Annotated in this window: 20 protein-coding genes; 10 read left to right on the plus strand and 10 right to left on the minus strand. The window is 61.7% G+C overall.

The annotated features are described in order from the left end of the window. The gene (locus ACIOVD_RS25825; protein ID WP_095171352.1) at window positions 1–1743 is read left to right on the plus strand and encodes an ABC transporter substrate-binding protein; all 1743 of its coding nucleotides are present in this window, start codon (window positions 1–3) and stop codon (window positions 1741–1743) included. 223 nt (window positions 1744–1966) lie between these two features. Here the strand turns inward: ACIOVD_RS25825 and ACIOVD_RS25830 are convergent, their stop codons facing one another. Next, window positions 1967–2656, minus strand: a complete 690-nt coding sequence (locus tag ACIOVD_RS25830) for a peptidase E (protein WP_159996895.1) — start codon at window positions 2654–2656, stop codon at window positions 1967–1969. Between the two features lie 553 nt (window positions 2657–3209). Then, entirely contained in the window at window positions 3210–3359 is a 150-nt protein-coding gene (locus tag ACIOVD_RS25835; RefSeq protein WP_401130974.1) for a hypothetical protein, read from the minus strand. Here ACIOVD_RS25835 and ACIOVD_RS25840 point away from each other — a divergent pair. Then, window positions 3358–4317 carry a tRNA-dihydrouridine synthase gene (locus ACIOVD_RS25840; protein ID WP_095171348.1) on the plus strand — a complete coding sequence of 320 codons (960 nt, stop codon included), beginning with the start codon at window positions 3358–3360 and terminating at the stop codon, window positions 4315–4317. The genes ACIOVD_RS25835 and ACIOVD_RS25840 overlap by 2 nt on opposite strands. A gap of 120 nt (window positions 4318–4437) precedes the next feature. After that, window positions 4438–4884: an Hsp20 family protein gene (locus ACIOVD_RS25845; RefSeq protein ID WP_095171347.1), complete on the plus strand. Its 447-nt coding sequence runs from the start codon at window positions 4438–4440 to the stop codon at window positions 4882–4884. 233 nt (window positions 4885–5117) lie between these two features. Here the strand turns inward: ACIOVD_RS25845 and ACIOVD_RS25850 are convergent, their stop codons facing one another. The 8 genes from ACIOVD_RS25850 to ACIOVD_RS25885 form a co-directional block, all read right to left on the minus strand. After that, complete coding sequence (locus ACIOVD_RS25850; protein WP_159996893.1) at window positions 5118–6050, minus strand: phosphatidate cytidylyltransferase; 933 nt, start codon at window positions 6048–6050, stop codon at window positions 5118–5120. A gap of 1 nt (window position 6051) precedes the next feature. Beyond that, complete coding sequence (locus ACIOVD_RS25855; protein WP_095171343.1) at window positions 6052–6672, minus strand: 1-acyl-sn-glycerol-3-phosphate acyltransferase; 621 nt, start codon at window positions 6670–6672, stop codon at window positions 6052–6054. Window positions 6673–6681: 9 nt separating this feature from the next. After that, a complete protein-coding gene (locus ACIOVD_RS25860; protein WP_095171341.1) occupies window positions 6682–7137 on the minus strand; it encodes a hypothetical protein in 456 nt (151 codons plus the stop codon). Further along, window positions 7127–8470, minus strand: a complete 1344-nt coding sequence (locus ACIOVD_RS25865; RefSeq protein ID WP_401130978.1) for a phosphatase PAP2/dual specificity phosphatase family protein — start codon at window positions 8468–8470, stop codon at window positions 7127–7129. Before ACIOVD_RS25865 ends, ACIOVD_RS25860 begins: the two co-directional genes overlap by 11 nt. Then, on the minus strand, window positions 8467–10224 hold the full coding sequence (locus ACIOVD_RS25870; RefSeq protein ID WP_401130980.1) for a bifunctional alpha/beta hydrolase/class I SAM-dependent methyltransferase: 1758 nt from the start codon (window positions 10222–10224) through the stop codon (window positions 8467–8469). The genes ACIOVD_RS25865 and ACIOVD_RS25870 overlap by 4 nt, the downstream gene beginning before the upstream one ends. Before the next feature lie 10 nt (window positions 10225–10234). Continuing rightward, window positions 10235–10858, minus strand: coding sequence for a CDP-alcohol phosphatidyltransferase family protein (locus ACIOVD_RS25875; RefSeq protein WP_159996887.1), 624 nt, complete (start codon window positions 10856–10858; stop codon window positions 10235–10237). Between the two features lie 127 nt (window positions 10859–10985). Beyond that, complete coding sequence (locus ACIOVD_RS25880) at window positions 10986–14276, minus strand: EAL domain-containing protein (protein WP_401130983.1); 3291 nt, start codon at window positions 14274–14276, stop codon at window positions 10986–10988. 68 nt (window positions 14277–14344) lie between these two features. Continuing rightward, entirely contained in the window at window positions 14345–15235 is an 891-nt protein-coding gene (locus tag ACIOVD_RS25885; protein ID WP_095171332.1) for a LysR family transcriptional regulator, read from the minus strand. 147 nt (window positions 15236–15382) lie between these two features. Between ACIOVD_RS25885 and leuC the strand changes: the two genes are divergently transcribed. The 7 genes from leuC to ACIOVD_RS25920 all read left to right on the plus strand — a co-directional run bounded on the left by leuC (window position 15383) and on the right by ACIOVD_RS25920 (window position 24843). Then, window positions 15383–16801 (plus strand): 3-isopropylmalate dehydratase large subunit, encoded by a 1419-nt coding sequence (gene leuC / locus ACIOVD_RS25890; RefSeq protein WP_095171330.1) that lies wholly within the window; start codon window positions 15383–15385, stop codon window positions 16799–16801. An 11-nt stretch (window positions 16802–16812) separates the two neighbouring features. After that, window positions 16813–17457 (plus strand): 3-isopropylmalate dehydratase small subunit, encoded by a 645-nt coding sequence (leuD, locus tag ACIOVD_RS25895; RefSeq protein WP_095171328.1) that lies wholly within the window; start codon window positions 16813–16815, stop codon window positions 17455–17457. 153 nt (window positions 17458–17610) lie between these two features. Next, on the plus strand, window positions 17611–18378 hold the full coding sequence (locus ACIOVD_RS25900; RefSeq protein WP_401130986.1) for a class I SAM-dependent methyltransferase: 768 nt from the start codon (window positions 17611–17613) through the stop codon (window positions 18376–18378). Window positions 18379–18431: 53 nt separating this feature from the next. Next, entirely contained in the window at window positions 18432–19514 is a 1083-nt protein-coding gene (gene leuB / locus ACIOVD_RS25905; protein WP_320332586.1) for a 3-isopropylmalate dehydrogenase, read from the plus strand. Window positions 19515–19581: 67 nt separating this feature from the next. Continuing rightward, the gene (asd, locus tag ACIOVD_RS25910; protein ID WP_095171322.1) at window positions 19582–20694 is read left to right on the plus strand and encodes an aspartate-semialdehyde dehydrogenase; all 1113 of its coding nucleotides are present in this window, start codon (window positions 19582–19584) and stop codon (window positions 20692–20694) included. Between the two features lie 203 nt (window positions 20695–20897). Then, window positions 20898–21908: an aspartate-semialdehyde dehydrogenase gene (locus ACIOVD_RS25915; protein WP_095171321.1), complete on the plus strand. Its 1011-nt coding sequence runs from the start codon at window positions 20898–20900 to the stop codon at window positions 21906–21908. Window positions 21909–22104: 196 nt separating this feature from the next. Further along, window positions 22105–24843, plus strand: a complete 2739-nt coding sequence (locus tag ACIOVD_RS25920) for a FimV/HubP family polar landmark protein (protein WP_401130989.1) — start codon at window positions 22105–22107, stop codon at window positions 24841–24843. The last annotated feature ends 238 nt before the right edge of the window (window positions 24844–25081 follow it).

Below are 25081 nucleotides of genomic sequence, written 5' to 3' on the forward strand. Positions count from 1 at the left end.
ATGTTCGAGAAAAACAATAAGCTGCGACATAGCATTTCAGTGGCAGCCATGCTGGCACTCAGCGGGTTGAGCGTTGCAGCCTGGGCCGATGCCTATGAAGACGCCGCGAAAAAATGGATTGGCAGCGAATTCAAACCCTCGACTCTCACGGCCGAGCAACAGCTGGAAGAGCTGAAGTGGTTCATCAAGGCCGCCGAGCCGTTTCGTGGAATGAAGATCAACGTGGTCTCGGAAACCATCGCCACCCACGAATACGAGTCCAAGGTGCTGGCCAAGGCCTTCAACGAAATCACCGGGATCAAGCTGACCCACGACCTGTTGCAAGAAGGCGACGTAGTGGAAAAACTGCAGACCCAGATGCAGTCGGACAAAAATATCTATGACGGTTGGGTCAACGACTCGGACCTGATCGGTACGCACTTTCGCTATGGCAAAACCGAATCGATCACCGACCTGATGGCCAATGAAGGCAAGGACTACACCTCGCCGACCCTCGATCTCAAGGATTTCATCGGTCTTTCCTTCACCACCGCGCCAGACGGCAAGATCTATCAACTGCCCGACCAGCAATTCGCCAACCTCTACTGGTTTCGCGCCGACTGGTTCGAGCGGGCGGACCTGAAGGCCAAGTTCAAGGAAAAGTACGGCTACGAGCTGGGCGTGCCGGTGAACTGGTCGGCCTATGAGGACATCGCCAAGTTCTTCACCGAAGACGTCAAGGAAATCGACGGCAAGCGGGTGTATGGGCACATGGACTACGGCAAGAAAGACCCGTCCCTGGGCTGGCGGTTCACCGATGCCTGGTTCTCCATGGCCGGTGGGGGCGACAAGGGCCTGCCCAATGGCTTGCCGGTGGATGAGTGGGGCATTCGCGTAGAGGATTGCCACCCGGTCGGCTCCAGCGTGACCCGTGGTGGCGATACCAACGGCCCGGCGGCGGTGTTCGCGACACAGAAATATGTCGACTGGATGAAGGCCTACGCGCCACCGGAAGCGGCCGGCATGACCTTCTCCGAATCCGGGCCGGTGCCCTCCCAGGGCAATATCGCCCAGCAGATCTTCTGGTACACCGCCTTTACGGCTGACATGACCAAGCCAGGGTTGGCGGTGATGAACGCCGACGGCACGCCGAAATGGCGGATGGCGCCATCGCCGCGCGGACCGTATTGGGAGGAGGGCATGAAGCTGGGCTATCAGGACGTGGGGTCCTGGACGTTCATGAAGTCGACGCCGGAGAAACAGAAACTGGCGGCCTGGCTCTATGCCCAGTTCGTCACTTCAAAAACCGTGTCGCTGAAAAAGACCATCGTCGGCCTGACGCCGATTCGTGAGTCGGACATCAACTCCCAGGCCATGACCGACCTGGCACCCAAGCTCGGTGGCCTGGTGGAGTTCTACCGCAGCCCGGCCCGCGTGCAATGGACCCCGACCGGGACCAACGTGCCGGACTACCCGCGCCTGGCCCAGCTGTGGTGGAGCCACATTGCCGAAGCCGCCAGTGGCGAGAAAACCCCGCAACAGGCCCTCGACGGCCTGGCCAAGGACCAGGACGCCATCATGGCCCGCCTCGAACGCTCCAAGGTCCAACCGGTTTGCGGCCCGAAAATGAACCCGGAACGCGACGCGCAATACTGGTTCGACCAGCCGGGCGCACCAAAACCGAAACTGGCCAACGAGAAACCCAAGGGCGAGACCGTGAGTTATGCCGAACTGCTGAAGTCGTGGGAGGCGGCGCGTAAGTAATTTGGCTTGATAAACGAACGGCGCCGCAACGGTGCCGTTTTTTTGTGCGCCAGGATAGCGCTTCCACTCGGAAGTGAAAAACACCTGCGCGCTGGGTAAAGGGGCGCACTGTAAATCCAGAAGCGTTTACGCAGACGGTAGTTTTATTGGCCATTGCAAGGTAATTGATGAGGGTGATGTTAAGTCTGAGTGTCGGCGCGACAATATCGTGGGCATTCTGGGTTCACAGTGAACGGACATGTGGGTATGCCGTATTGATGTAATAGCTGTTGCGTAACATCTCGTTGCGGATTGTTTTATGGTATTTGCCATTTTTGAAGTGGAGCGCAATGCCATCATCTACTGCATAGGCAGGGTGAATGTTTTTTGAACGCACTAACTCGACGAAGGATGCATGTCGTTCGGCCTCTGAGCTGAAGTGCGGACATAGTGCTCCGGAGAGTAACCCTAGGCCGTTGATCAGTGCGTATTCTCCTCCAGAGTCCGAGTGTCCGTAGTCGAACCAACAAATTGCTCCGGCGCTGACACCACAGAGAATTTTACCGTTTACCCACGCTTTTCTCAGACAGTCGGTTACACCGAATTCCCGCCAAATGGCGAGCATTGCTCTCGTGTTGCCACCAGCGACGTAAATAATGTCAGCTTGGTCTATCAATGATGAAATATGTGCTGCGTGCGTGAACGGCGGTATGAAAAATGTCAGTTGAATGACAATGCAGCCTGAACTTTCATATTTGTTAAAGAACTCGCGGGCCTTGATCGGATCGTCACCATTGGCTGTTGAAATAAAAAGAATCGTAGGGTTGGCTTTTTCTGATAGTGACCGTATGTATTCATCAATAGGCGCCATGTACTTTCGTTCTTCAGGTGATTCGCCCCCGATGACAATAATGTCTCTATTGGTTTTTGTCATGTTGTCTATCCTATATGTGATGTTTTATGTGTATTTATGTTGTTTCAGGTGTTGGAGGTGGCTCTGTAAGGTTGCGTTTTTGGTGGGTTAAAGTTGGCTTGATGTGGTGATGTTGTTTTCTGTTTTAAGGTGCGTGGTCGATGAAATTCAGTTGTTTTGCTTTCGTGGGTCATTAATCTTGGATGGCTTTCTATGATGTCTCGTTCAGTGTTTTTAAGGTGGATACGTTGAGGTTTTGATTTGTTCATAATGCAAGTTTGACTATTCACGATTGTCGAGAGTTTGTTGAGTCGGCTTTATCCTGTGTTATCGCTCTACTTTCCTCTTGTTGTGAGGGATGAGTCCTACAACGTGTTTGGTCTATTCGGCTTTTTAGGCCTGCAGCGTAAGCACGCCACAATGCTTGATTTAGACTCCCCCTCCAGGTGACTTCTGATGCTGTACATCATTTTTGTTTCTAGAAAATTATCCAGTTCGCGAACCGAGCCGTAACTGCCGTCACGCATGTTCATCCACTAACTGGGCGTCGGAGTAAATGCATATGAAAGTGCTTTTACTTTGCCTGCCCGACTTTCATTGCGGCGTGTCGACGGTTTAACTCGGCTTTTTCGTCGAAACGACGCGAAACCGTCCACCGGTACGGCATGCCCTGATCGGCGAAACCGGCTAAACTGCCGCACGATTTTTGTTGAGTGTTTTCCATGCAAATTGCCTTGGCGCCCATGGAGGGGTTGGTCGACAACATCCTGCGGGACGTGCTGACCCGGGTTGGCGGTATCGATTGGTGCGTGACCGAGTTCATCCGGATCAACGATCAACTGCTCACGCCTGCCTATTTCCACAAGTTCGGTCCTGAATTGCTCACCGGTGCCAAGACCGCTGCCGGCGTGCCGCTGCGTGTGCAATTGCTCGGTTCCGATCCGGTGTGCCTGGCGGAAAACGCGGCGCTGGCCTGTGAGCTGGGCTCGCAGGTGATCGACCTGAACTTCGGTTGCCCGGCCAAGACCGTCAACAAATCCCGTGGCGGCGCGGTATTGCTCAAGGAGCCCGAGCTGCTCAACCAGATCGTCGAGCATGTGCGGCGTGCGGTTCCGGCGCACATTCCGGTGACCGCCAAGATGCGCCTGGGCTTCGATAGCCCGGACGGTTCGCTGGTGTGTGCCACCGCACTGGCCGAAGGCGGCGCCGAGCATATCGTGGTGCATGCGCGGACCAAGATGGATGGCTACAAGCCGCCGGCGCATTGGGAGTGGATCCCGCGGGTGCAGGAGGTGGTCAAGGTGCCGGTGTTCGCCAATGGCGATATCTGGAGCGTCGACGACTGGCGCCGCTGCCGCGAGATCAGCGGAGTGGAAGACATCATGCTGGGTCGCGGCCTGGTGTCGCGCCCGGACCTGGCGCGACAGATCGCTGCCGCGCGGGCGGGTGAAGAGGTGGTGGAGATGACCTGGGCCGAGCTGTTGCCGTTGATCCAGGAATTCTGGCTGCAGGCCAAGGCGCAGATGACCGCGCGCCAATCGCCGGGTCGCTTGAAGCAATGGCTGGCGATGTTGACCCGCAATTATCCCGAGGCGGTGGAGCTGTTTACCCTCATGCGCCGGGAGACGGAACTGGACCAGGTCTCGCGTTTGCTGGGTTTGCAGGTCGCGGAGGCGGCCTGAAAAAAACTGCAGAAAACCTCTTGAAATGCAATCAGCGGTCCCTATCTAAGGGTTACGCGATGCCGAATTCGGGTCGCGGAGACAAAAAACCTTGCTGATTGTTTTCAGGAGATTTGAACCATGAGTACCGCATTTTCCCTGGCTCCACTGTTCCGTTCTTCGGTAGGTTTCGATCGTTTCAACGATCTGTTCGAGTCTGCGCTGCGCAATGAGCCCGGCAGCAGCTACCCACCCTACAACGTTGAAAAACACGGTGACGACCAATACCGCATCGTCGTGGCGGCAGCCGGCTTCCAGGAAGAAGACCTGGAGCTGCAAGTCGAAAAAGGCGTGTTGACCATCAGTGGCGGCAAACGCGACAGCAACGACAGTGTGACCTTCCTGCACCAGGGCATCGCCCAGCGCGCTTTCAAACTGTCGTTCCGCCTGGCCGATCACATCGAGATCAAGGCCGCGGACCTGCGCAATGGCCTGTTGAGTATCGACCTGCTGCGCATCGTGCCGGAAGAGGCGAAAGCCAAACGCATCCCGATCAACGGCGAGCAAAAACCAGCACTGCAGCACTGAGTCACCGCAATGAAGAAGGGCGCCGATGGCTAATGCCGATCAGTTAGGCGACGCTGTCAATTGTAGGAGCGAGCTTGCTCGCGAAAAACGTCAACGATAACGCGTGTATCCAGTATAAACGCGGCGCCTTTGAGTTCTTCGCGAGCAAGCTCGCTCCTACAAAAGGGCTTAACTGACCGGCATTAGCGCCGATGGCGCCCTTTTTTATCGGCTGTCTGTAGGAGCCGCCGGACTCACGTCCATCCATACCGCACCAGGTGAAAGAAGATCGGCGCGGCGAAACACACCGAGTCCAGGCGGTCGAGCATGCCGCCGTGGCCTTCGATCATGTGCCCCCAGTCCTTGACGCCACGGTCGCGCTTGATCGCCGACATCACGATGCCACCGGCAAACCCCAGCAGGTTGATCAGCAGGGCGATCAGGAACGACTGCCAGGCATTGAACGGGGTAATCCAGCACAACGCGGCCCCGATCACGGAAGCCAGGAGGATACCGCCGATAAAGCCTTCGACGGTTTTGGACGGGGACAGGTTGGGCGCGATCTTGTGTTTGCCAAACAGTTTGCCGCAGACGTACTGCAACACGTCCGACATCTGCACCACGATCACCAGGTAGGCGATCAGCAGCAGGTTGCGGCCCTCGTATCCAGCAATGTCCAGGGTCAGCAGGGCGGGTACGTGGGACACGCAGAACACCGCAATCATCAGCCCCCATTGGACCTTGGAGGCGCGCTCGAGAAAGTGCGTGCTGTCCCCGCCCAATGACGCGAGGATCGGCAGCAACAGGAATACGTAGACCGGAATGAAGATCGAGAACAGCCCGTACCAGTCGAAATAAATCAGTAGGTACTGCAGCGGCAGCGCCAGGTAGAAGGCCGCCACCAGGGCCGGGTAGTCGCTGCGCCGGGTCGGGGTGAGGGTCATGAACTCGCGCAGGGCGTAGAAGGATACGGCGTAGAACAGCAGGATGACCGCGCTGGTGCCGAGCCAGAAAGCGATGCCGATCACCGCCACCATCACCCACCAGGCGTTGATCCGCGCGTTGAGATTATCGATCACCGGGTCCGGTGTACCGCGCTTGCGTAGCTTGAGGATCCAGCCGATCAGCGAGGCGAGCAGCAGGAAAGCACCAATCCCGCCAAACAGCATCAGGGTTTGTCTGTCCATGTCAGGCCGGCTCCTCAGCCAGGTCCAGCAGCGCTGCACGGCTGCGCTGGAGAAACTGTTCTTTGCTTTCATCAATATCGAGGGTCAGCGCCGCGCCAAAACGGGTGGTGCATAGCAAGGGCAGCGGCAGGAACCGGCCCTTGGGCATGACGCGGTTGAGGTTGGCGATCCACACCGGCACCAGCTCGACCTCGGGGTGTGCTTTGGCCAAGTGATAGATCCCGCTTTTGAACGGCAGCAGGCCGTCCGCGAGGTTACGTGTGCCCTCGGGGAAGATGATCAGTGAGTCGCCGTTGGCCAAGGCCTCGAGCATCGGCAGCAAGGGGTTGTCAGTCGGTTCCTTGCGCTCACGGTCGACCAGCACGCCATTGAACACACGATTGATGATGTAGCGGCGCAGCGGGGTGGTTTGCCAGTAATCGGCGCCCGCCACCGGCCGGGTCATTTTGCGCAGGGCCGGGGGCAGCGAGGCCCAGAGCAGCACGAAGTCGCCATGGCTGCTGTGGTTGGCGAAGTAGATGCGCTGCACCGCTTGCGGCGCGCAACCGAGCCACAGGCTACGGGCGCCGGTAATGGTGCGTGCCGCGGAGGTGATGAGGGTGGCGACCAAGGGTTCGAGCATGAAAGTTCCTTATTCAGCGAAGGCCAGCCAGGGGCCGGCCAGGATGAAGCCCAGTGTCAGCAGCACCTGCACCGCCACCAGCAGGGCCTGGCGCCGAAGCAGGTTGAGGGCGCCGCCGGTACGTTCGCTCCACAGGCGACCACCCCGCGCGGCAGGTTGCAGGCCGAGGGCGGCGAGGGCGTGATCCAGGGCCTCGGTACGCAGGGGCAGGGGTTGATTGCCGTCGGCTATGCGCTGGAACAGTTCCGCGTCGAGCGCGACCCGCACGGCCCAGTATTTTTGCAGCACGCCCAGTACCAGCAGGGCGGCACTGCACAGCACCGCCCAGACACCGGGGCTGGCCAACAGATACTGGCTCAAGCCCAGCAAGGCGCCGACCAGCGCGAGGCCGGTGGACAGTTGATCCAGGGAGGCCCCGCGGCGCAGCAGGCTGGCGGTCGTATGCAGTTCCATGTCAGTGGTCATGGGCAGGCTCCGTGCTCAAGCACAAGGGTGTCAGGGCGACTCGGTGGGCCTGGCGCAGGACGATGCCCGGGCGGGCTCGTTGCAGTTGCAGGAGCGCTTGATCGAGGTTGGCAGCCCTGCCGCTGCGCAACAGCCAGGCGGCCACCGCAGTGGCACTGCGTGAATAACCGAGGGCGCAACAGACCAGCAGCGGACCGTGCTGGCGCAGGTCTTCGATGGCCTGCGCGGCTTCCAGGCATTGCGCGGTGGTGGGGGCGGTCAGGTCGAGCACGGGCAGCGAGCGGTAGGCCAGGTTTGCCGGGTCCAGCGACAACTCGGCACACAGGTCGAGCACCGCCTTGAACGGGCTGTCCTGCAGTTCCCGGCGGGTCGGCATCCGCCCCAGCCACACGCCATCGAGCACAAGGTCGGGCTGCGGATGGTGGCGCGTCCACCCGCGTGAGTTGAGCCAGGCCGCGGCCAGGTAGGGCGCCAACAACCAGCGTGCGGCCCAGCTCAGGCGCCCGTCGGCGCGCTTTTGAAAACCATTGGCGTCCAGCACCGCGTAATTCAGCGCGACCAACAGCAAGGCCAGCGCCGGCCAGAGCAACCACAACCCGCCGCCACCGATGCGCCAGGCCAAGAGACCCAAGATCCCGGCACCTGCCAGGTAGCACAGGCTGAGTTTCCAGCGTTGGCTGTCGCGGGCCAGCCGGGCACTGCACAGCGGACTCGGGCGATCCAGCGGCCACAGCCAGACACACAGCCAGCCGAGCAAGGCGCCCGTGGGCAAATCGATGAAGTGATGCTGGTAGGTGGTCAGCACCGACACCCCGATCAGGCCAAACCAGACATGCATCAACCCGCGCCAGAGGCCCGATAGATGTCGCTGGTAGCAGGTCCATAACACCACCAGCAGGGCAATGTGCAGGGAGGGAGCCTGATTGAACGGTTTGTCGAAGCCGGCCAGGACCTCGAACAGCCAGCCGAAAACCCCATCGAGTTCGGGCCGTTCGAAGGTGAAGCGTAATGGCCACAGCAGAAAACAACTGACCGCGATCAGTTGCGCGGTCAGCAGGCGAAAGGCATGGCGCTTGAGCTCCTGGCGAGTGTCGGGTAGCAGCAACGACAGGCCATACAGTAGGTCGATCGACCAATAGGGCACGATGGTCCACGCCCAGAACGGCATGTGGTTTTCCCAACCAAATACCAGGCTGCCGACTTCGGCGCGCTGGGTAGTGGCCCAGGTGGCAAAGCCGTAGGTGGCAAAAAACAACGGTGCCAACACCAGCAGCCAGAGCACCGCGGGCTTCAACAAGCCGGGTTCACGCTGCCCGGTGATGGCGTTGCTCATGCCTGCACGCGCTGGGCCAGGGCGACGCTGAAGATGCCCCACTCATCGACCCGCTGGGTGATTTTGCGAAAACCTGCGGCTTCCACCAACTGGTCCATTTCTGCCTGGCTGCGGCGGCGCATGACCCAGGCCTGGCCTTCGCGGTGGCTGGTCAGGGCGCGGGCAATCAGTTCCAGTTGCGGGTGCCAGGGTTGGCCGGTGTAGACCAGGTAACCGCCGACGGGCACCGCGTCCGCCAGACCCGCGAGAGAGCTGCCGACCCTCTGGTTGTCGGCGAACAGTTCATACAGGCCGGACACCACGGCGAGGGTCGGTTGCGGGTCGAGGGCCGCCAGGTCGGCGCGGTCGAAGGCATCGGCCTTGATGAAACGGGCGATGTTTTCCAGGCCCTTCTCGCGGATCAACGCACTGCCGTCGCGCACGTTGATGTCGCTGTAGTCACGCAACAGTATTGATTCGGGCAGCGGGGTAACCCCCTGCAAGGCTTCGAGAATGTAGCGTCCGTGACCGGCGGCGATGTCGACGATCCGCACCGCGCTGCCTTGCTCGCGCAGTTGGGCGATCGCCTGGCGCAGCAGTTCCTCGACATGCAGTTTGCGCTGGCGAATGCCGCGCCAGCCGATCGAGTCCAGGTAACTGCGGTCGATCATCCGCCCGATCGCAGAGGTGCCAGTGGGGGTGTTGCGGTAGACGTAGTCCAGGGTGCTGCCGGAGTCGAAACCGGTGTCGAAACCCAGCTTGACCCCGCTCGACAGTCGACTGCCCAGGCGCATGCTGGCGCGGGTCATGCGCCAGTAGCGGTCGCGCAGGGAGTTGTGCGGCAAGGGCGCGGCCAGGGCTTCCGATTCGGCGCACGTCAGGCCCAGGCGGTCGGCGGCCAGCAGCGAAGGGCGTGCGAGCGGTTGCTGGAAGTTCTGCACTATGAAGCGCCGGGCACTGGCGACGGCGATAGCGCGACGCTTTTCGCCGAGGGTGTCGTGGAAGAAGCCCGGCAGGATGTGTTTTTCCTTGTGCAGGCTGCCCAGGCGCTCGAAGAACTGCTCCTGCGGATGGCGATGCACCACGAAGTCGGCACCAGAGATCAGGAGCTGGGTGGGCACCTGAATCGCCTGGGCATCGGCCACCACGCGCTCGGCGGCGTCATACAGGCCGAGCAGTACATTCACTGAAATGGCTTTGGTGATCAGCGGGTCGCTGTCGTAGGAGGCCACCCGTTCTGGGTCATGGCTGAGAAAGCGTGCCTTGACGTAGCTGTTGACGAAGAAGTTACCGCGAAACCGCCGCATCAGGGCCAGCCCCTGGCGGGCGAATGGTACGTAGAGCTTTACTTTGAACGCCGGCGACGCCAGCACCAGTGCGCGGATGCGTGGGGCGTAGTCGTGGACCCAAGTGGCGACTATCACCGCGCCAACGCTCTGGGCAATCACGGCCATGTCCGACTCGGCGATCTGGTAGGTCGCCTGCAGGTGATCGCAGAACGTCTGCACGTCACGCACGCTGGTGGCGAAGCTCGGGCTGTCGCCGCGTTCGCCCGGGGACAGCCCATGGCCACGTGAATCCCAGGCAAAAAAATCCACTTCAGGCAGGTCCAGTTCGTCTGCCAGATGGGCGATGCGCGCAGAATGTTCATGGCCGCGGTGGAACAGCAGCACGGCTTTGCGCGGTTCGCCGGGGGCCGGGGTGCCTGGCCAGTAGCGATAGAACAGTTGCACACCGTCGTGGGTGGTGAATGTCTGGTGCTGGGCTTGGCGCATGACAGCTTCCTTAGACTGAGGGGGCGTTTTCCTGGACTTCCTTGAGACCCTGGCGGACCCGGTTAAACAGGGTGTAGGCCAGCAGGACCGCGATCAGCGCGAACACCCCGTTGATCCACGGGGCGCTGGCCCAACCCAGGGCGATAGCCATGGCCAGGAGCCCCAGCACCAACGCCCGGTCGCTCTTGCCCATCGGCCCGTCATAGCGTCGCGAAGCACCGATCATCGGGCCCAATACGCCGCTGTATTCGCTGAACACCGCAAGCAGGGTGACCAGCATTACCAGCAGCAGGCTGACGTCGGCGATCAGGGCGAAGGGCAGGATCAGTGCACAGTCGGCGACCACGTCGCACAGCTCATTGAGATAGGCCCCCAGCGGTGATTGCTGGTTGAACTCGCGGGCGAGCATGCCGTCGATGGCGTTGAGGGCCATGCGCAGCAGCATCCACAGGGGAATCAGGGCGAACATCCAGGCGTGCTGGGCAAACGCGCTGATCGCGACCCCCACCAACACCGAACCGAGGCCTGCCAGCAGGGTGATCTGATTGGCCGTGGTGCCGTTGGCGAACAAGCGCCGGACCAGCGGTCGCAAGCAGTTCTGAAACGCAGGTTTGAGCTGATAGATGCTGGGCACGGCAAGGAGTCTCGGCGAGGGAGCGTGCGGCAAGGCAATGCCGGGAAATATGAGGTGTGAGTGTAGATGGCTTCTGGCTGCTAGCCGCGCGGGACAAGCTAACCGGCGAGTGCGACCTCGCCACCGGTTATTGCAACAGCAACTGAAACTCCTCCACCGGCAATGGCCGGCTATGCAGGTAGCCCTGGTACAAGTGACAGCCCAGGCCCTGCAAAAACTCAAGCTGTTCCGGGGTTTCCACGCCCTCGGCGATGACTTCCAGTCCCAGGCTGCGGGCCATGGCGACAATGGCGCGGATGATTTCGGCGTCGTTGGGGTCGCTGGTAGCGTCGCGGATGAACGACTGGTCGATTTTCAAGGTGTCCACCGGCAGGCGCTTGAGGTAGGTCAGCGATGAGTAGCCGGTGCCGAAGTCGTCCATGGCAAAGCTGACGCCGAGTTTTTTCAGGCGACGCATTTTGCTGATGGTGTCCTCCAGGTTCTGGATCACGATGCCTTCGGTGATTTCCAGTTTCAGCAGCGAGCAGGGCAGGCCGTGGCTGCTGAGGCTGCGCTCGATGCGCTCGACGAAATCGGCCTGGCGGAACTGTCGCGGGCTGATGTTCACGCACAGGCTGAAGTTCAGCGGATCGACCTTGCCCCTGGCGATCAGTTGCTTGAAGGCCTGGCAGGCTTCATCGAGGATCCAGGTGCCGACTTCGAGGATCAGACCGCTGTCTTCCAGTACCTTGATGAACTCGTTGGGCGACTGGGCGCCCAATTGCGGGTGGTTCCAGCGCACCAGCGCTTCGGCGCCGACGATGCGCTCGCCGCGGGCATCGACCTGGGGTTGGTAGTGCACCCGGAACTCACCCCGTGACAGGGCCAGGCGCAGGTCGGTTTCCATGCGCAAGCGCTCGCTGGCGGCCTTCTGCATGGTGTTGTGGTACATCTGCGTGGTGTTGCGCCCCGAGTCCTTGGCTCGATACAGGGCAATGTCCGCGCGCTTGAGCAGGTCGGTCGGGGTGGAGCCGTGGTCGGGAATCAAGGCCACGCCGATACTGGGCGTGACCTGCAGGCGGTGACCGTCTAGGAACATCGGCTCCGACAGCAGCTCGCGCAGGGTGTCGGCCAGGTCCCGGACCTGATCGCTGACTTCATTGCGCGAGCCTTCCAGGCCACTGAGCAGGACCACGAACTCGTCACCGCCCAGGCGGGCCACGGTGTCTTCCATGCGTACGCTGGCTTCCAGGCGCGCGGTGATGATCTTCAGCACCGTATCGCCCACCGGGTGGCCCAGGGAGTCATTGATGTGCTTGAAGTGGTCGAGGTCGAGGAACAGCAGCGCGCCACGCAGGTTGTGGCGCTTGAGCAGGGCGATCTGCTGGCTCAGGCGGTCCATCAGCAGGGCGCGGTTGGGCAGGTTGGTCAGGGAGTCGTGGTAGGCCAGGTGACGGATCTGCGCTTCGGCATTCTTCAGCAGGCTGACGTCCCGCGCGGTCAGTAGCAGGCAGTCGGTTTCATTGAGGGTGATCGGTTCCACCGAAACCTCGACGGTGAGCAACTGCCCGCTCTTGTTGCGCCCGAGCATTTCCAGGTGGTGCACCCGGCCCTTGAGTTGCAGCTCCGCCAGCAGCATCGAGCGCTGCTTTTCTTCGGCCCAGATTCCGACCTGGTACACGGTTTTGCCGACCACTTCCTCGGCACGGTAGCCGGTCAGGCGGCAGAAGCCGTCGTTGACCTCCAGGTAACGCCCAGTGTCGCGTTCAGTGATGGTGATGGCGTCGGGGCTGGAGTGAAACGCCTTGGCGAATTTCTCTTCACTGGCCTTGAGCGCGGCCTCCGAGCGCTGTTGCTGGGTTATGTCGCGCAGGGTGGTGACGATGCACGGTTGTTCGCCGACGCTGATCTGCCGGCTGGAAATCACGCAGGTCAGGGACTGGCCGTCCTTGTGCTGGACCATGATCGCGACATTGTTCAGGCCCTGTTCGCGGATCACCTGTTCGATCCGCCGCAGGCTTTGCGCCGAGGCGTCCCACAGGCCGATGTCGTCGGCGCTGCGGCCGATCACGTCGGCGGCGGTCCAACCGAAGGTCTGGGTGAAGCTGTTGTTGATTTCGATGAACTGGCCGCTGTCCTGGCGGGTCACGCAGATCGGGTCCGGGCTGACCTGGAACAGAGTGGCGAACTTCTCTTCGGAAGCCACCAGGCGCTGCTCGCGCTCCACCTGGTCGGTGATGTCGAGCAAGGTCCCGGCCATGCGCAAGGGCTGGCCGTCTTCGTCGCGGTACAGGCGCGCGCGGCTTTCCAGGTAGCGTGAGGTGCCATCGGCCAACTGCACCCGGTAAGTCAGTTGATAGTTGCCGGCCGGACCTTCACGCAGGCTGCGGTAGGCGTCGCGCATGCTGTCGCGCTCTTCGCCGGGAACCCCTTCGAAAAACTCCTCGAAGGATTCATGAAATGGGATGGGTTCCAGCCCGTGCAGTTGGGCGGCCCGCGCCGAGCCATAGAGCATGCCGCTGGGGATGTGCCAGTCCCAGGTGCCCAGTTGGGCGGAATCCAGGGCCAGGTCCAGGCGCTCCTGGCTGTCCTTGAGCGCGTCTTCGGCGATTTTGCGTTCGGTGGTGTCGAGAAAGGTGCTCAGCAGGTAGGGCTGGCCTTCGAGTTCGACCTTCTGCGCGCTGAGGATACCGTCATGGATCTGCCCATTGCTGGCGCGGAACTGCACTTCCATGCTTACCAGCTCGCCCTTGGCCTTGGTCGCCTTGACCAGCTTGGCCCGCTGCTCGGGGTGCACCCACAACCCCAGCTCCAGGGTGGTACGACCAATGGCGTCCTGTACCGGCCAGCCGAACAGGCTTTCGAAATACTGGTTGGCCTCGGTGATCAGGCCGTCTTCCTGGCGAGTCAGCAAGACCATGTTGGGGCACAGGTGAAACAGCGTGGCGAAGCGTTTTTCCGAGCTGCTCAGGGCCTGTTCGCGCTGGCGCTGATGGGTTATCTCGCGGATCACCCCGATCATCCGTGGCCGGCCCTGTTTGTCCGGCAGCAGGCTACCGCTGATTTCCAGCCAGTGCAGGCTGCCATCCGGCCAGCGGATGCGGTGGTGCATCACTTGTTCCAGGGGCGCGCCGGCGATCACCGCATTGAACGCACGCAAGGTCTTGGGCCGGTCCTCGGCGGGCAGCAGGTCGAGGTATTCAAGGTCGGCCGGCAAGGGTTTGCGGGGGTCGAAGCCGAACAATGCCTGGGTGCCCCGCGACCAACTGATCAGCCCGCGCTCGATGTCCCAATACCAGGCACCCAGGCGCGCGCCGTTGAGCGCCGCCAGCAACTGCGGAGCGCTTTCCCAACTTTGCTCCGAAGTGTGGGGGTCAAGCGCCTGGATACGCGGCATCAATGGCGTATGGGGACGAGGGCGGTCAACAGATTTGGGCATTGGCAGCAGGCCTTGGGCTGAATGGGGCGTTAGGCACGGGTTTTGCGGCTCTATAGGAGTAGCACAAGTTAGCCATCAGTCCCTGGCAAATCGATCTGTGCGTCCAGCAAAGCCATGAAGGCCCGCGCGGCATTCGACAACGTCCTTTCGGTGTGCACGATATAGCCTAGCTGGCGAGTGAGTTGTATGCCCGGCAATGGGATGCGCGCCACCTGGTCGTCGAGCATGGTGCGCGGCAGGACGCTCCAGGCCAGGCCGATGGACACCATCATCTTGATGGTTTCCAGGTAATTGGTGCTCATGGCGATGTTCGGCGTCAGTCCCTGGGCCTCGAACAGGCGCTGGACGATGTGATGGGTGAAGGTGTTGCCGCCGGGGAAGACCGCCGGGTGCAGGGCGATGTCGGCCAGGCTGACCGCGCCATTGCTGATCAGCGAATGCTCGGGGGCCACCACGAAATCCAGCGGGTCGTCCCAGACCGGGGTGGCCTTGACCAGGGTGTGGGGTTCCGGGGCCAGGGTAATCACTGCCAGTTCAGCGCGGCCGTGAAGAATTTCCTCATAGGCCACTTCCGAGTCGAGGAACTGGATGTCCAGCGCCACCTCGGGGTATTGGCGGGTGAACGCCCTTAATAAGGGTGGCAAGCGATGCAGGCCGATGTGGTGACTGGTGGCCAGGGTCAGGCGACCGGTGACCTCGCCGGTCAGGTTGGTCAGGGCGCGGCGGGTGTCATCCAGCACGTTGAGGATCTGGTAGGCCCGCGGCAGCAGGGCGCGCCCGGCTTCGGTCAGGCCCACTTCGCGACCCAGGCGATCAAACAGGCGCACCTTGAGCTGTTGCTCCAGGCCGGCGATGCGTTTGCTGATGGCCGGCTGGGTCAGGTGCAGGCGTTCACCGGCCCCGGAGAAGCTGCCGGTCTCGGCAATGGCAATAAAAGCATTGAGGTTGGCCAGGTCCATGTTCGTATTCCAGTTGGTTATCCAAAGCATAAAAAATATGAATTTGAGTTATTTAATGTAACCCCATAGGATCGACCTCACAAGCCAAGGGGTTATTGAGTCGATCAAGGCCCAGGGCATAGAAACAAGCTGATGAGGAAACGTCTGATGGCCGGCAAAACGCTCTACGACAAGCTCTGGGATTCGCATTTGGTCAAGCAGCGCGACGATGGTTCGGCGCTGATCTATATCGATCGTCACATCATTCACGAAGTGACCTCGCCGCAAGCCTTTGAAGGCCTGCGTCTGGCCGGGCGCAAGCCGTGGCGCATCGATGCCAACATCGCGACCCCGGACCACAACGTACCGACCACCCCGGAGCGCAAGGGCGGCATCGAGGCGATTGTCGACCAGGTCTCGCGTTTGCAGGTTCAGACCCTCGACGACAACTGTGACGAATACGGCATCGTCGAATTCAAGATGAACGACGTGCGCCAGGGCATCGTCCACGTCATCGGCCCGGAGCAGGGCGCCACCTTGCCGGGCATGACCGTGGTCTGCGGCGACTCCCATACCTCGACCCACGGCGCCTTTGGGGCCCTGGCCCACGGCATCGGCACCTCCGAGGTCGAGCACGTGCTCGCCACCCAGTGCCTGGTCGCCAAGAAAATGAAGAACATGCTGGTGTCCGTCGAAGGCACCTTGCCGTTTGGCGTGACTGCCAAGGACATCGTGCTCGCCGTGATCGGCAAGATCGGCACCGCCGGCGGTAATGGCCATGCGATCGAATTCGCCGGTAGCGCGATTCGTGACCTGTCCGTTGAGGGCCGCATGACCATCTGCAACATGTCCATCGAAGCTGGCGCTCGCGTAGGTCTGGTGGCAGCGGACGAAAAAACCGTGGCGTACGTCAAGGGCCGTCCTTTCGCCCCGAAAGGCGCGGAATGGGACTTGGCGGTCGAAGCGTGGAAAGACCTGGTGTCGGACGCCGATGCCAAGTTCGACACCGTCGTTGAACTCGACGCGACCCAGATCAAGCCACAAGTCAGCTGGGGCACCTCGCCTGAGATGGTACTGGCGGTTGATCAGAACGTGCCGGATCCGGCCAAGGAAATGGACCTGGTCAAGCGCGATTCCATCGTCCGTGCCTTGAAGTACATGGGTTTGACCGCCAACCAGGCGATCACCGACATTCAGCTGGACCGCGTGTTCATTGGCTCCTGCACCAACTCGCGGATCGAAGACTTGCGCGCGGCAGCCGTGATCGCCAAGGGCCGCAAGGTGGCCTCGACCATCAAGCAAGCCATCGTGGTCCCGGGTTCGGGCCTGGTGAAGGCCCAGGCGGAATCGGAAGGCCTGGACAAGATTTTCCTCGAGGCCGGTTTCGAATGGCGTGAGCCAGGCTGCTCGATGTGCCTGGCGATGAACCCGGACCGTTTGGAAAGTGGCGAGCATTGCGCGTCCACCTCCAACCGTAACTTCGAAGGCCGTCAGGGCGCCGGTGGTCGTACTCACCTGGTAAGCCCGGCGATGGCCGCCGCGGCCGCTGTCAACGGCCGTTTCATTGACGTCCGCGAATTGATCTGAAGGAGCGCAGCATGAAAGCTTTTACCCAGCACACTGGTCTTGTCGCGCCTCTGGATCGTGCCAACGTCGACACCGACCAGATCATTCCCAAGCAATTCTTGAAGTCGATCAAGCGCACCGGTTTTGGTCCGAACCTGTTCGACGAGTGGCGCTACCTCGATGTCGGGCAGCCGTACCAGGACAACTCCAAGCGTCCGCTGAACAAGGACTTCGTGCTCAATGCCGAACGTTACCAGGGCGCCAGTGTGTTGCTGGCCCGTGAGAACTTCGGTTGCGGCTCGAGCCGCGAGCATGCGCCGTGGGCCCTGGAAGAGTACGGCTTTCGCAGCATCATCGCGCCGAGCTACGCCGATATCTTCTTCAACAACAGCTTCAAGAACGGCTTGTTGCCGATCATCTTGAGCGACGCTGAAGTCGACGAACTGTTCCAGCAGGTGGAAAGCACGCCGGGCTATCAGTTACAGGTCGACCTGCAGGCCCAGACCGTGACCCGTCCCGACGGCAAGGTGCTGAACTTCGAGATCGACGCCTTTCGCAAGCACTGCCTGCTCAATGGCCTGGATGACATCGGCCTGACCTTGCAGGACCACGAGGCGATTGCCACGTTTGAGGCCAAGCACCGGGCGAGTCAGCCTTGGTTGTTTCGTGACGCGTGATTGAACCGAGATTCAGGTAGGTAGTGTCGCCCTGATCGCGGGCAAGCCCGCTCCCACAGTGATTTGCACTGTCACAAAACCTGTGGGAGCGGGCTCGCCCGCGATCAGGCCAGATCAGACACCACAAGGCTAACCGCCTAAAAGGAAGTCCCCATGACCAGCACCACCCAGCACACCCAAGTCGTACAAAAGCAATTCGGTGAACAGGCTGCGGCCTACCTGAGCAGTGCCGTGCACGCCCAGGGCACTGAGTTCGCGCTGCTCCAGGCCGAAGTGGCAGGGCGCGGTGATGCGCGGGTGCTGGACCTGGGCTGCGGCGCCGGGCATGTGAGTTTTCATGTGGCCGCGCTGGTCAAGGAAGTGGTGGCCTACGACCTGTCGCAGCAGATGCTCGATGTGGTCGCCGGTGCTGCGGTTGAGCGTGGCTTGAGCAACGTATCGACAGTCCTGGGCGCCGCCGAGCGGTTGCCGTTCGCCGATGCTGAATTCGACTTCGTCTTCAGCCGGTATTCGGCGCACCATTGGAGCGACCTCGGCCTGGCCCTGCGCGAAGTGCGGCGGGTTTTGAAGCCGGGCGGGGTGGCGGCGTTCATTGATGTCTTGTCGCCGGGTAGCCCGTTGTTCGACACTTACCTGCAGAGCGTCGAAGTGCTGCGCGACACCAGCCATGTGCGCGATTATTCCGCCGGCGAGTGGTTGCGCCAGGTCAGTGAGGCGGGGTTGTTTGCCCGAAGCACCAGCCGTCAACGGCTGCGCCTGGAATACAGCTCCTGGGTCGAGCGCATGCGCACCCCTGAAGTGATGCGCGGGGCGATCCGCGAGCTGCAGCAGGCAATGGGTAGCGAAGTGCGCGAGTATTTCCAGATCGAAGCCGACGGTTCGTTCAGCACCGACGTGCTGGTGTTGATGGCCGAACGCTAGAATTTTTCCGGGCGTGCCTCGTATGGCGCGCCGACTGATGACATGAGGAACCCATGAGCAAGCAGATTCTGATTCTCCCAGGCGACGGTATTGGTCCGGAAATCATGGCCGAAGCGGTCAAGGTGCTGGAGCTGGCCAGCGACAAGTTCGCCCTGGGCCTGGAACTGAGCCACGACGTGATCGGCGGCGCGGCCATCGACAAGCACGGCGTACCGCTGGCGGACGAAACCCTGGAGCGCGCGCGCGCGGCCGACGCGGTACTGCTGGGCGCCGTGGGCGGCCCGAAATGGGACACCATCGAGCGTGACATCCGCCCTGAGCGCGGCCTGCTGAAAATTCGTGCGCAACTGGGCCTGTTCGGTAACCTGCGTCCGGCGATCCTTTACCCGCAACTGGCCGAGGCTTCCAGCCTGAAGCCGGAAATCGTTGCCGGCCTGGACATCCTGATCGTTCGCGAACTGACCGGCGGTATCTACTTCGGCGCGCCACGCGGCACCCGCACCCTGGAAAACGGCGAGCGCCAGTCCTACGACACCCTGCCGTACAGCGAAAGCGAAATCCGCCGGATTGCCCGTGTCGGTTTTGACATGGCCATGGTCCGTGGCAAGAAGCTGTGTTCAGTGGACAAGGCCAACGTGCTGGCGTCCAGCCAACTGTGGCGTGAAGTGGTCGAGCAGGTGGCCAAGGATTACCCTGAGGTCGAACTGAGCCACATGTACGTCGACAACGCCGCCATGCAACTGGTGCGTGCACCCAAGCAGTTCGACGTGATCGTTACCGACAACATGTTCGGCGACATCCTGTCCGACCAGGCCTCGATGCTCACCGGCTCCATCGGCATGCTGCCGTCGGCGTCCCTGGATACCCACAACAAGGGCATGTACGAGCCTTGCCACGGCTCGGCGCCGGACATCGCAGGCCTTGGCATTGCCAACCCGCTGGCGACCATTTTGTCGGTGTCGATGATGCTGCGCTACAGCTTCAACCAGCAAGCGGCGGCCGATGCCATCGAGCAGGCGGTCAGCCTGGTCCTGGACCAGGGCTTGCGCACTGGCGACATCTGGTCGACCGGTTGCACCAAAGTCGGAACGCAGGAAATGGGCGACGCAGTAGTCGCGGCGCTGCGGAATCTGTAATCTCTCGGGCCCCGCTTGTTGCTGATGCCGGCAAGCGAGCCCACTTTTTGTAAAAGGTGTAGTTGCGATGAAACGTGTAGGTCTGATCGGTTGGCGCGGTATGGTCGGTTCCGTGCTCATGCAGCGGATGCTGGAAGAGCAGGATTTCGATCTCATTGAGCCGGTGTTTTTCACCACTTCCAATGTCGGTGGCCAAGGCCCGTCCGTGGGCAAGGATATTGCTCCGCTCAAAGACGCTTACAGCATTGAAGAGCTCAAGACCCTCGACGTGATTCTGACCTGCCAGGGTGGCGACTACACCAGCGAAGTCTTCCCCAAGCTGCGTGAAGCCGGTTGGCAGGGCTACTGGATCGATGCCGCTTCCAGCCTGCGCATGCAGGATGACGCGGTCATCGTGCTGGACCCGGTCAACCGCAAGGTCATCGACCAGCAGCTGGATGCGGGCACCAAGAACTACATCGGCGGCAACTGCACCGTCAGCCTGATGCTGATGGGCCTGGGTGGCCTGTTCGAAGCCGGTCTGGTGGAGTGGATGAGCGCCATGACCTACCAGGCGGCCTCCGGTGCCGGCGCGCAGAACATGCGTGAGCTGATCAAGCAGATGGGCGCGACCCACGCCGCGGTTGCCGATGAACTGGCCAACCCGGCCAGCGCCATCCTCGACATCGACCGCCGTGTGGCCGAAGCCATGCGCAGCGACGCCTATCCGACCGAGAACTTCGGTGTACCACTGGCCGGCAGCCTGATCCCGTGGATCGACAAGGAACTGCCGAACGGCCAGAGCCGTGAAGAGTGGAAGGCCCAGGCCGAGACCAACAAGATCCTCGGTCGCTTCAAGAGCCCGATCCCGGTGGACGGTATCTGCGTGCGGATCGGCGCCATGCGCTGCCACAGCCAGGCGCTGACCATCAAGCTGAACAAAGACGTGCCGATCGCCGATATCGAAGGCTTGATCAGCCAGCACAACCCATGGGTCAAGCTGGTACCGAACAACCGCGACAGCAGCATGCAGGAGCTGAGCCCGACCAAGGTCACCGGCACCCTGAATGTACCGGTTGGCCGTCTGCGCAAGCTCAACATGGGCACCCAGTACCTGGGCGCGTTCACCGTCGGCGACCAGTTGCTGTGGGGCGCGGCCGAACCGCTGCGGCGCATGCTGCGGATCCTGCTGGAACGTTGATCGGTTGAAGTCATGAAAGAACCCGTGCCTTGCGAGAGGCGCGGGTTTTTTTTTGCCGACCGAAAGTCCGTCATCGCGCGCATGCGTTGAACCCTGTGGGAGCGGGCTTGCCCGCGATGGAGTCGATACAGACATTGCATAATTGCCTGTGCGCCACCCACCCGGTAAAGTGCCGCTCCCCCCGTTTCGCCTGAGGTAGAACCATGAGCCAGTCCTTTGATATCGCCGTTGTCGGCGCCACCGGTACTGTCGGCGAAACCCTCGTCCAGATTCTCGAAGAACGCGACTTCCCGATCGCTAACCTGCACCTGCTCGCCAGCAGCGAATCGGCCGGGCATTCGGTACCGTTTCGTGGCAAGAACGTGCGGGTGCGGGAGGTCGATGAGTTTGATTTCAGCAAAGTCCAGCTGGTGTTCTTCGCCGCAGGCCCAGCGGTCACCTTGAGCTTTGCCCCGCGTGCGACGGCCGCCGGCTGCTCGCTGATCGATCTGTCAGGAGCCTTGCCGGCCGAGCAGGCGCCCCAGGTGGTGCCGGAGGCCAATGCCCAAGTGCTGGCCAGCCTGAAAAAACCGTTCCAGGTCAGCAGCCCGAGCGCCTCGGCCACCACCCTGGCAGTGGTGCTCGCGCCGTTGCGCGAACTGCTGGATGTGCAGCACGTGACCCTGACCGCCAGTCTGGCTGTGTCCACCCAGGGCCGCGAGGCGGTGACCGAGTTGGCCCGGCAGACCGCCGAGCTGTTGAATGTGCGTCCATTGGAGCCGCGCTTTTTTGATCGGCAGATGGCATTCAACCTGCTGGCACAGGTCGGCACGCCGGATGCTCAAGGCCACACCCTGCTGGAAAAACGCCTGGTCCACGAACTGCGTGCGGTCCTCGGACAGCCTGCATTGAAAATTTCCGTAACCTGCGTTCAAGCCCCGGTGTTTTTTGGCGATAGCTTTAGCGTGACCCTGGCGTCGGCCAAGCCGGTTGACCTGGCGGCGGTGAACGCTGCGCTGGAGGTTGCCGAGGGTGTCGAGCTGGTGGAGGCGGGCGATTACCCGACTCCAGTCGGCGATGCGGTTGGCCAGGACGTGGTCTACGTCGGTCGGGTTCGCAGCGGGGTCGACGACCCGACGGAACTTAATTTGTGGCTGACGTCAGATAACGTGCGCAAAGGCGCAGCGCTCAACGCGGTGCAAGTGGCCGAGTTGTTGATAAAAGCCCTTGTGTAAAAGATACTTGGCAACAATTTTCAGAATGATTCTAGCTGAGCGCTATGCTTGCAAGCGGAGCGCCTGCGGGGGCTCCCTGGCGTGTCAGTGAAATAATCGCGTACAGCCTCATCCGAGGCCTGTGCGCAATGCCTTGTGGCAGCGACAAACAACACCTTCTCGCTGGCCGAGGAATGTTCAAACAAAGGATGAGGCTATGGTTCAAGTTCGCAAACTGGTGTTAGCAATAGCGGCCGCCTCGGCGCTGTCCTCCGGTATGGCGCATGCCCTTGGGCTCGGGGAACTGACCCTGAAGTCGACCCTGAACCAACCGTTGGTGGCCGAGATCGAGTTGCTCGATGTCAAGGACCTGACGGTGGCCGAAGTGGTGCCGAGCCTGGCCTCAGCCGATGACTTCGCCAAGGCCGGCGTGGATCGCCAGGCGTTCCTCAATGACCTGACCTTTACCCCGGTGCTCAATGCCAATGGCAAGAGCATTCTGCGGGTGACCTCCAGCCAGCCATTGTCCGAACCCATGGTCAAGTTCCTGGTCCAGGTGATGTGGCCCAACGGCCGCCTGCTGCGCGACTACAGCGTGCTGCTCGACCCGTCCAAGTTTTCGCCGCAAACGGCCGAGGCTGCCGGGCAAGCCGCGCCGGCGATCAATGCGCCAGTCACCGGGGCGACAGCACAACACACCACCGTGGCCCGCGACACCCTCTGGGAAATCGCCGCCAAGGCACGCAACGGCGGTTCGATCCAGCAGACCATGCTGGCAATCCAGGCGTTGAACCCCGATGCGTTCATCGATGGCAACATCAACCGCTTGAAGGCCGGCCAGGTCCTGCGCCTGCCGGATGCCACGCAAATCACCCAACTGCCGCAGACCCAGGCCATTGCCGAAGTGGCTGCGCAGAACAAGGCCTGGCGCCAGGGCCGTCGGTATGTGCCACGGACCCAGGCCCAGCAACTGGATGCCACCGGTCGTGCACCTGACGCTGCCGCGGCGCAGGGTGCGGCCCGCGACAGCTTGAGCCTGGTCTCGGCCGAGTCGGGCAAAAACACCGGTAAAGGCGCGGTCGGCGACAGCAAGGGCATCAGTAACAAACTGGCGGTGACCCAGGAAAGCCTGGACACCACCCGGCGCGACAATGCCGAGCTGAAAAGCCGCGTGGCCGACCTGCAAAGCCAGATGGACAAGCTGCAACGCTTGATCGAACTGAAGAACAATCAACTGGCCAAGTTGCAGGCTGAAGGCGGCGCGACGCCTGAGGCGGCTGCGTCCGAGGCGCTGCCTGCTGAGTCCGTACCGGCCACTGCGCCTGCAGTGACTGACGCTGTACCGACTGCCGCCCCTGGCGAAACACCTGCCAAGGCGACACCTGAGCAAACCTACAACGAACTGCTGACCAGTCCGCTGTTGATGGGGCTGATCGGGGGTGGCGCGATTGTCCTGGCGTTGCTGCTGTTGCTGCTGGCCCGCCGACGCAAGGCGCAGCAGGAAGCCGAGAAGCATGTGCGCATGGCGCGTGCGTTGGCCGAGGAATCGGATTTCAACGAAGACCTGGATCTGCCGGAGAGCAGTTTCGAAGGCCTCGAAGAACCGGCCCCGACTGCCAAGTTGGCCACCGCGCCGACGCCAGCGCCGGTCGTTGCGGCAGTTGTTACCCCGGTGGTAATGACCACGCCGATTGCCGCGCCATTGGTGGCGCCGGCCGGCGAGCGGGCGGACGACGTGCTGGGCCATGCCCAGGCCCATATCGATGAGGGGCGCCTGAACCAGGCCGCCAGCCTGCTCGAGGAAGGCATCAAGCAAGAGCCACAACGCAGCGAGCTGCGCCTCAAGCTGATGGAAGTCCACGGCATGCAGGGCGATCGCGATGCGTTCGTGGTGCAGGAGCGCCAGCTGGTTGCCAATGGCAAGAACTTTGCACAAGTCGAAGAGCTCAAGAGCCGCTTCCCGGCCATGGCGGCGGTCGCTGCAGTCGGTGGTATCGCTGCCGCTGCGGTAGCGGCCGAGCTGGATGCGCAATACGTCAAGGACCTGCTGCTGGACGAGCCGCAAGAACCTGCGCCGAGCGCTGAAGAACCGGCGCTGGACGATGATTTCGACAGTGCCTTCGACCTCGATCTGGACGCACCACAGGCCGCCCCGCAAGTAGAGCCGGCTGCAGCAGTGACGGCGCTGGAAGATGACTTCGACAGCGCCTTTGATCTCGACCTGGATCAGCCCGAGGAGCCGGTTGCGGCACCAGTTGCGCCAGCAGAAGTTGCGCTGGATGACGACCTCGACGCTGCCTTCGATCTCAGCCTGGACGAACTGGAGGCGGTGTCGCCGGCCGTGGTCGCGACCGAACCGGTTGCCGACCTGGAAGACTTCCCGCTGGACGACGATCTGAGTTTCGAGTCGCCGGCTGAGGCGCCGCAAAGCCCGGCCGACCTGGCGGATTTCGACCTGGACCTGGCTGGCGATGTACCGGAGTCGGTCCTGGCTGAGGACGCCGCGGTCCTGGGCCTGGACGATGAGCCCCAGGACCTGGCCGTAAGCGAGGAGCCGGCGGTAGCCGAAGTGACGCCTGACGACCTGGAGTTGCCGGCGGATTTCGACCTGTCCCTGGCTGATGAGATGGATGCACCCGCCACATCGGATGATTTCATCACCGACCTGGATGATGTTCACGCTGAGCTGGACCGTTTTGCCGAGGATCTCGAACATCCGCCTATCGGCGAGCCGAGCTTCACCGCCGAAGACGCGGCGCTGGCGATGGACAACGACGAACCGGAGTTCGACTTCCTGTCGGGCACCGATGAAGTCGCTACCAAGCTGGACCTGGCCCAGGCCTACATCGACATGGGCGACAAGGACGGCGCGCGGGATATTCTCGGTGAGGTCCTCAGTGAGGGCAACGACGGACAGAAGGGTGAAGCCAAGGAGATGCTTGCTCGTCTGGTGTGATTGAGCAGCTCTGGAAGCGGTAAACCTGTGGGCATATCCGTTGGTGGGGTCGGGGCGGCTTATGGTTCCGCCTGACGGCGGCTCACTTTTGAACAGCGCAAAAGTAAGCAAAACGCTCTTTCCCCACCACTCGGCACCTCGCCTGGGCTCGGTGTGCCCTCACTCCGGCTTGAATCCGTGGGCCGCCGCCACGCGCCATCCATGGCGCGGGGCGGCTAACCCGGCGTCCTGCCGGGTT

This window comes from Pseudomonas sp. NPDC087626, from assembly GCF_044743405.1.
Lineage (GTDB): Bacteria > Pseudomonadota > Gammaproteobacteria > Pseudomonadales > Pseudomonadaceae > Aquipseudomonas.

Bases quoted from the DNA above. Each gene is read 5' to 3' on its own strand.
- ACIOVD_RS25850 (WP_159996893.1), bottom strand. From the start codon at position 6,050: ATGGACAGACAAACCCTGATGCTGTTTGGCGGGATTGGTGCTTTCCTG.
- ACIOVD_RS25825 (WP_095171352.1), top strand. From the start codon at position 1: ATGTTCGAGAAAAACAATAAGCTGCGACATAGCATTTCAGTGGCAGCC.
- ACIOVD_RS25880 (WP_401130983.1), bottom strand. From the start codon at position 14,276: ATGCCCAAATCTGTTGACCGCCCTCGTCCCCATACGCCATTGATGCCG.
- ACIOVD_RS25845 (WP_095171347.1), top strand. From the start codon at position 4,438: ATGAGTACCGCATTTTCCCTGGCTCCACTGTTCCGTTCTTCGGTAGGT.
- ACIOVD_RS25840 (WP_095171348.1), top strand. From the start codon at position 3,358: ATGCAAATTGCCTTGGCGCCCATGGAGGGGTTGGTCGACAACATCCTG.
- ACIOVD_RS25865 (WP_401130978.1), bottom strand. From the start codon at position 8,470: ATGAGCAACGCCATCACCGGGCAGCGTGAACCCGGCTTGTTGAAGCCC.
- ACIOVD_RS25830 (WP_159996895.1), bottom strand. From the start codon at position 2,656: ATGACAAAAACCAATAGAGACATTATTGTCATCGGGGGCGAATCACCT.
- ACIOVD_RS25885 (WP_095171332.1), bottom strand. From the start codon at position 15,235: ATGGACCTGGCCAACCTCAATGCTTTTATTGCCATTGCCGAGACCGGC.
- ACIOVD_RS25860 (WP_095171341.1), bottom strand. From the start codon at position 7,137: ATGACCACTGACATGGAACTGCATACGACCGCCAGCCTGCTGCGCCGC.
- leuB (WP_320332586.1), top strand. From the start codon at position 18,432: ATGAGCAAGCAGATTCTGATTCTCCCAGGCGACGGTATTGGTCCGGAA.
- ACIOVD_RS25915 (WP_095171321.1), top strand. From the start codon at position 20,898: ATGAGCCAGTCCTTTGATATCGCCGTTGTCGGCGCCACCGGTACTGTC.
- ACIOVD_RS25920 (WP_401130989.1), top strand. From the start codon at position 22,105: ATGGTTCAAGTTCGCAAACTGGTGTTAGCAATAGCGGCCGCCTCGGCG.
- ACIOVD_RS25835 (WP_401130974.1), bottom strand. From the start codon at position 3,359: ATGGAAAACACTCAACAAAAATCGTGCGGCAGTTTAGCCGGTTTCGCC.
- ACIOVD_RS25855 (WP_095171343.1), bottom strand. From the start codon at position 6,672: ATGCTCGAACCCTTGGTCGCCACCCTCATCACCTCCGCGGCACGCACC.
- leuD (WP_095171328.1), top strand. From the start codon at position 16,813: ATGAAAGCTTTTACCCAGCACACTGGTCTTGTCGCGCCTCTGGATCGT.
- ACIOVD_RS25900 (WP_401130986.1), top strand. From the start codon at position 17,611: ATGACCAGCACCACCCAGCACACCCAAGTCGTACAAAAGCAATTCGGT.
- ACIOVD_RS25870 (WP_401130980.1), bottom strand. From the start codon at position 10,224: ATGCGCCAAGCCCAGCACCAGACATTCACCACCCACGACGGTGTGCAA.
- leuC (WP_095171330.1), top strand. From the start codon at position 15,383: ATGGCCGGCAAAACGCTCTACGACAAGCTCTGGGATTCGCATTTGGTC.
- asd (WP_095171322.1), top strand. From the start codon at position 19,582: ATGAAACGTGTAGGTCTGATCGGTTGGCGCGGTATGGTCGGTTCCGTG.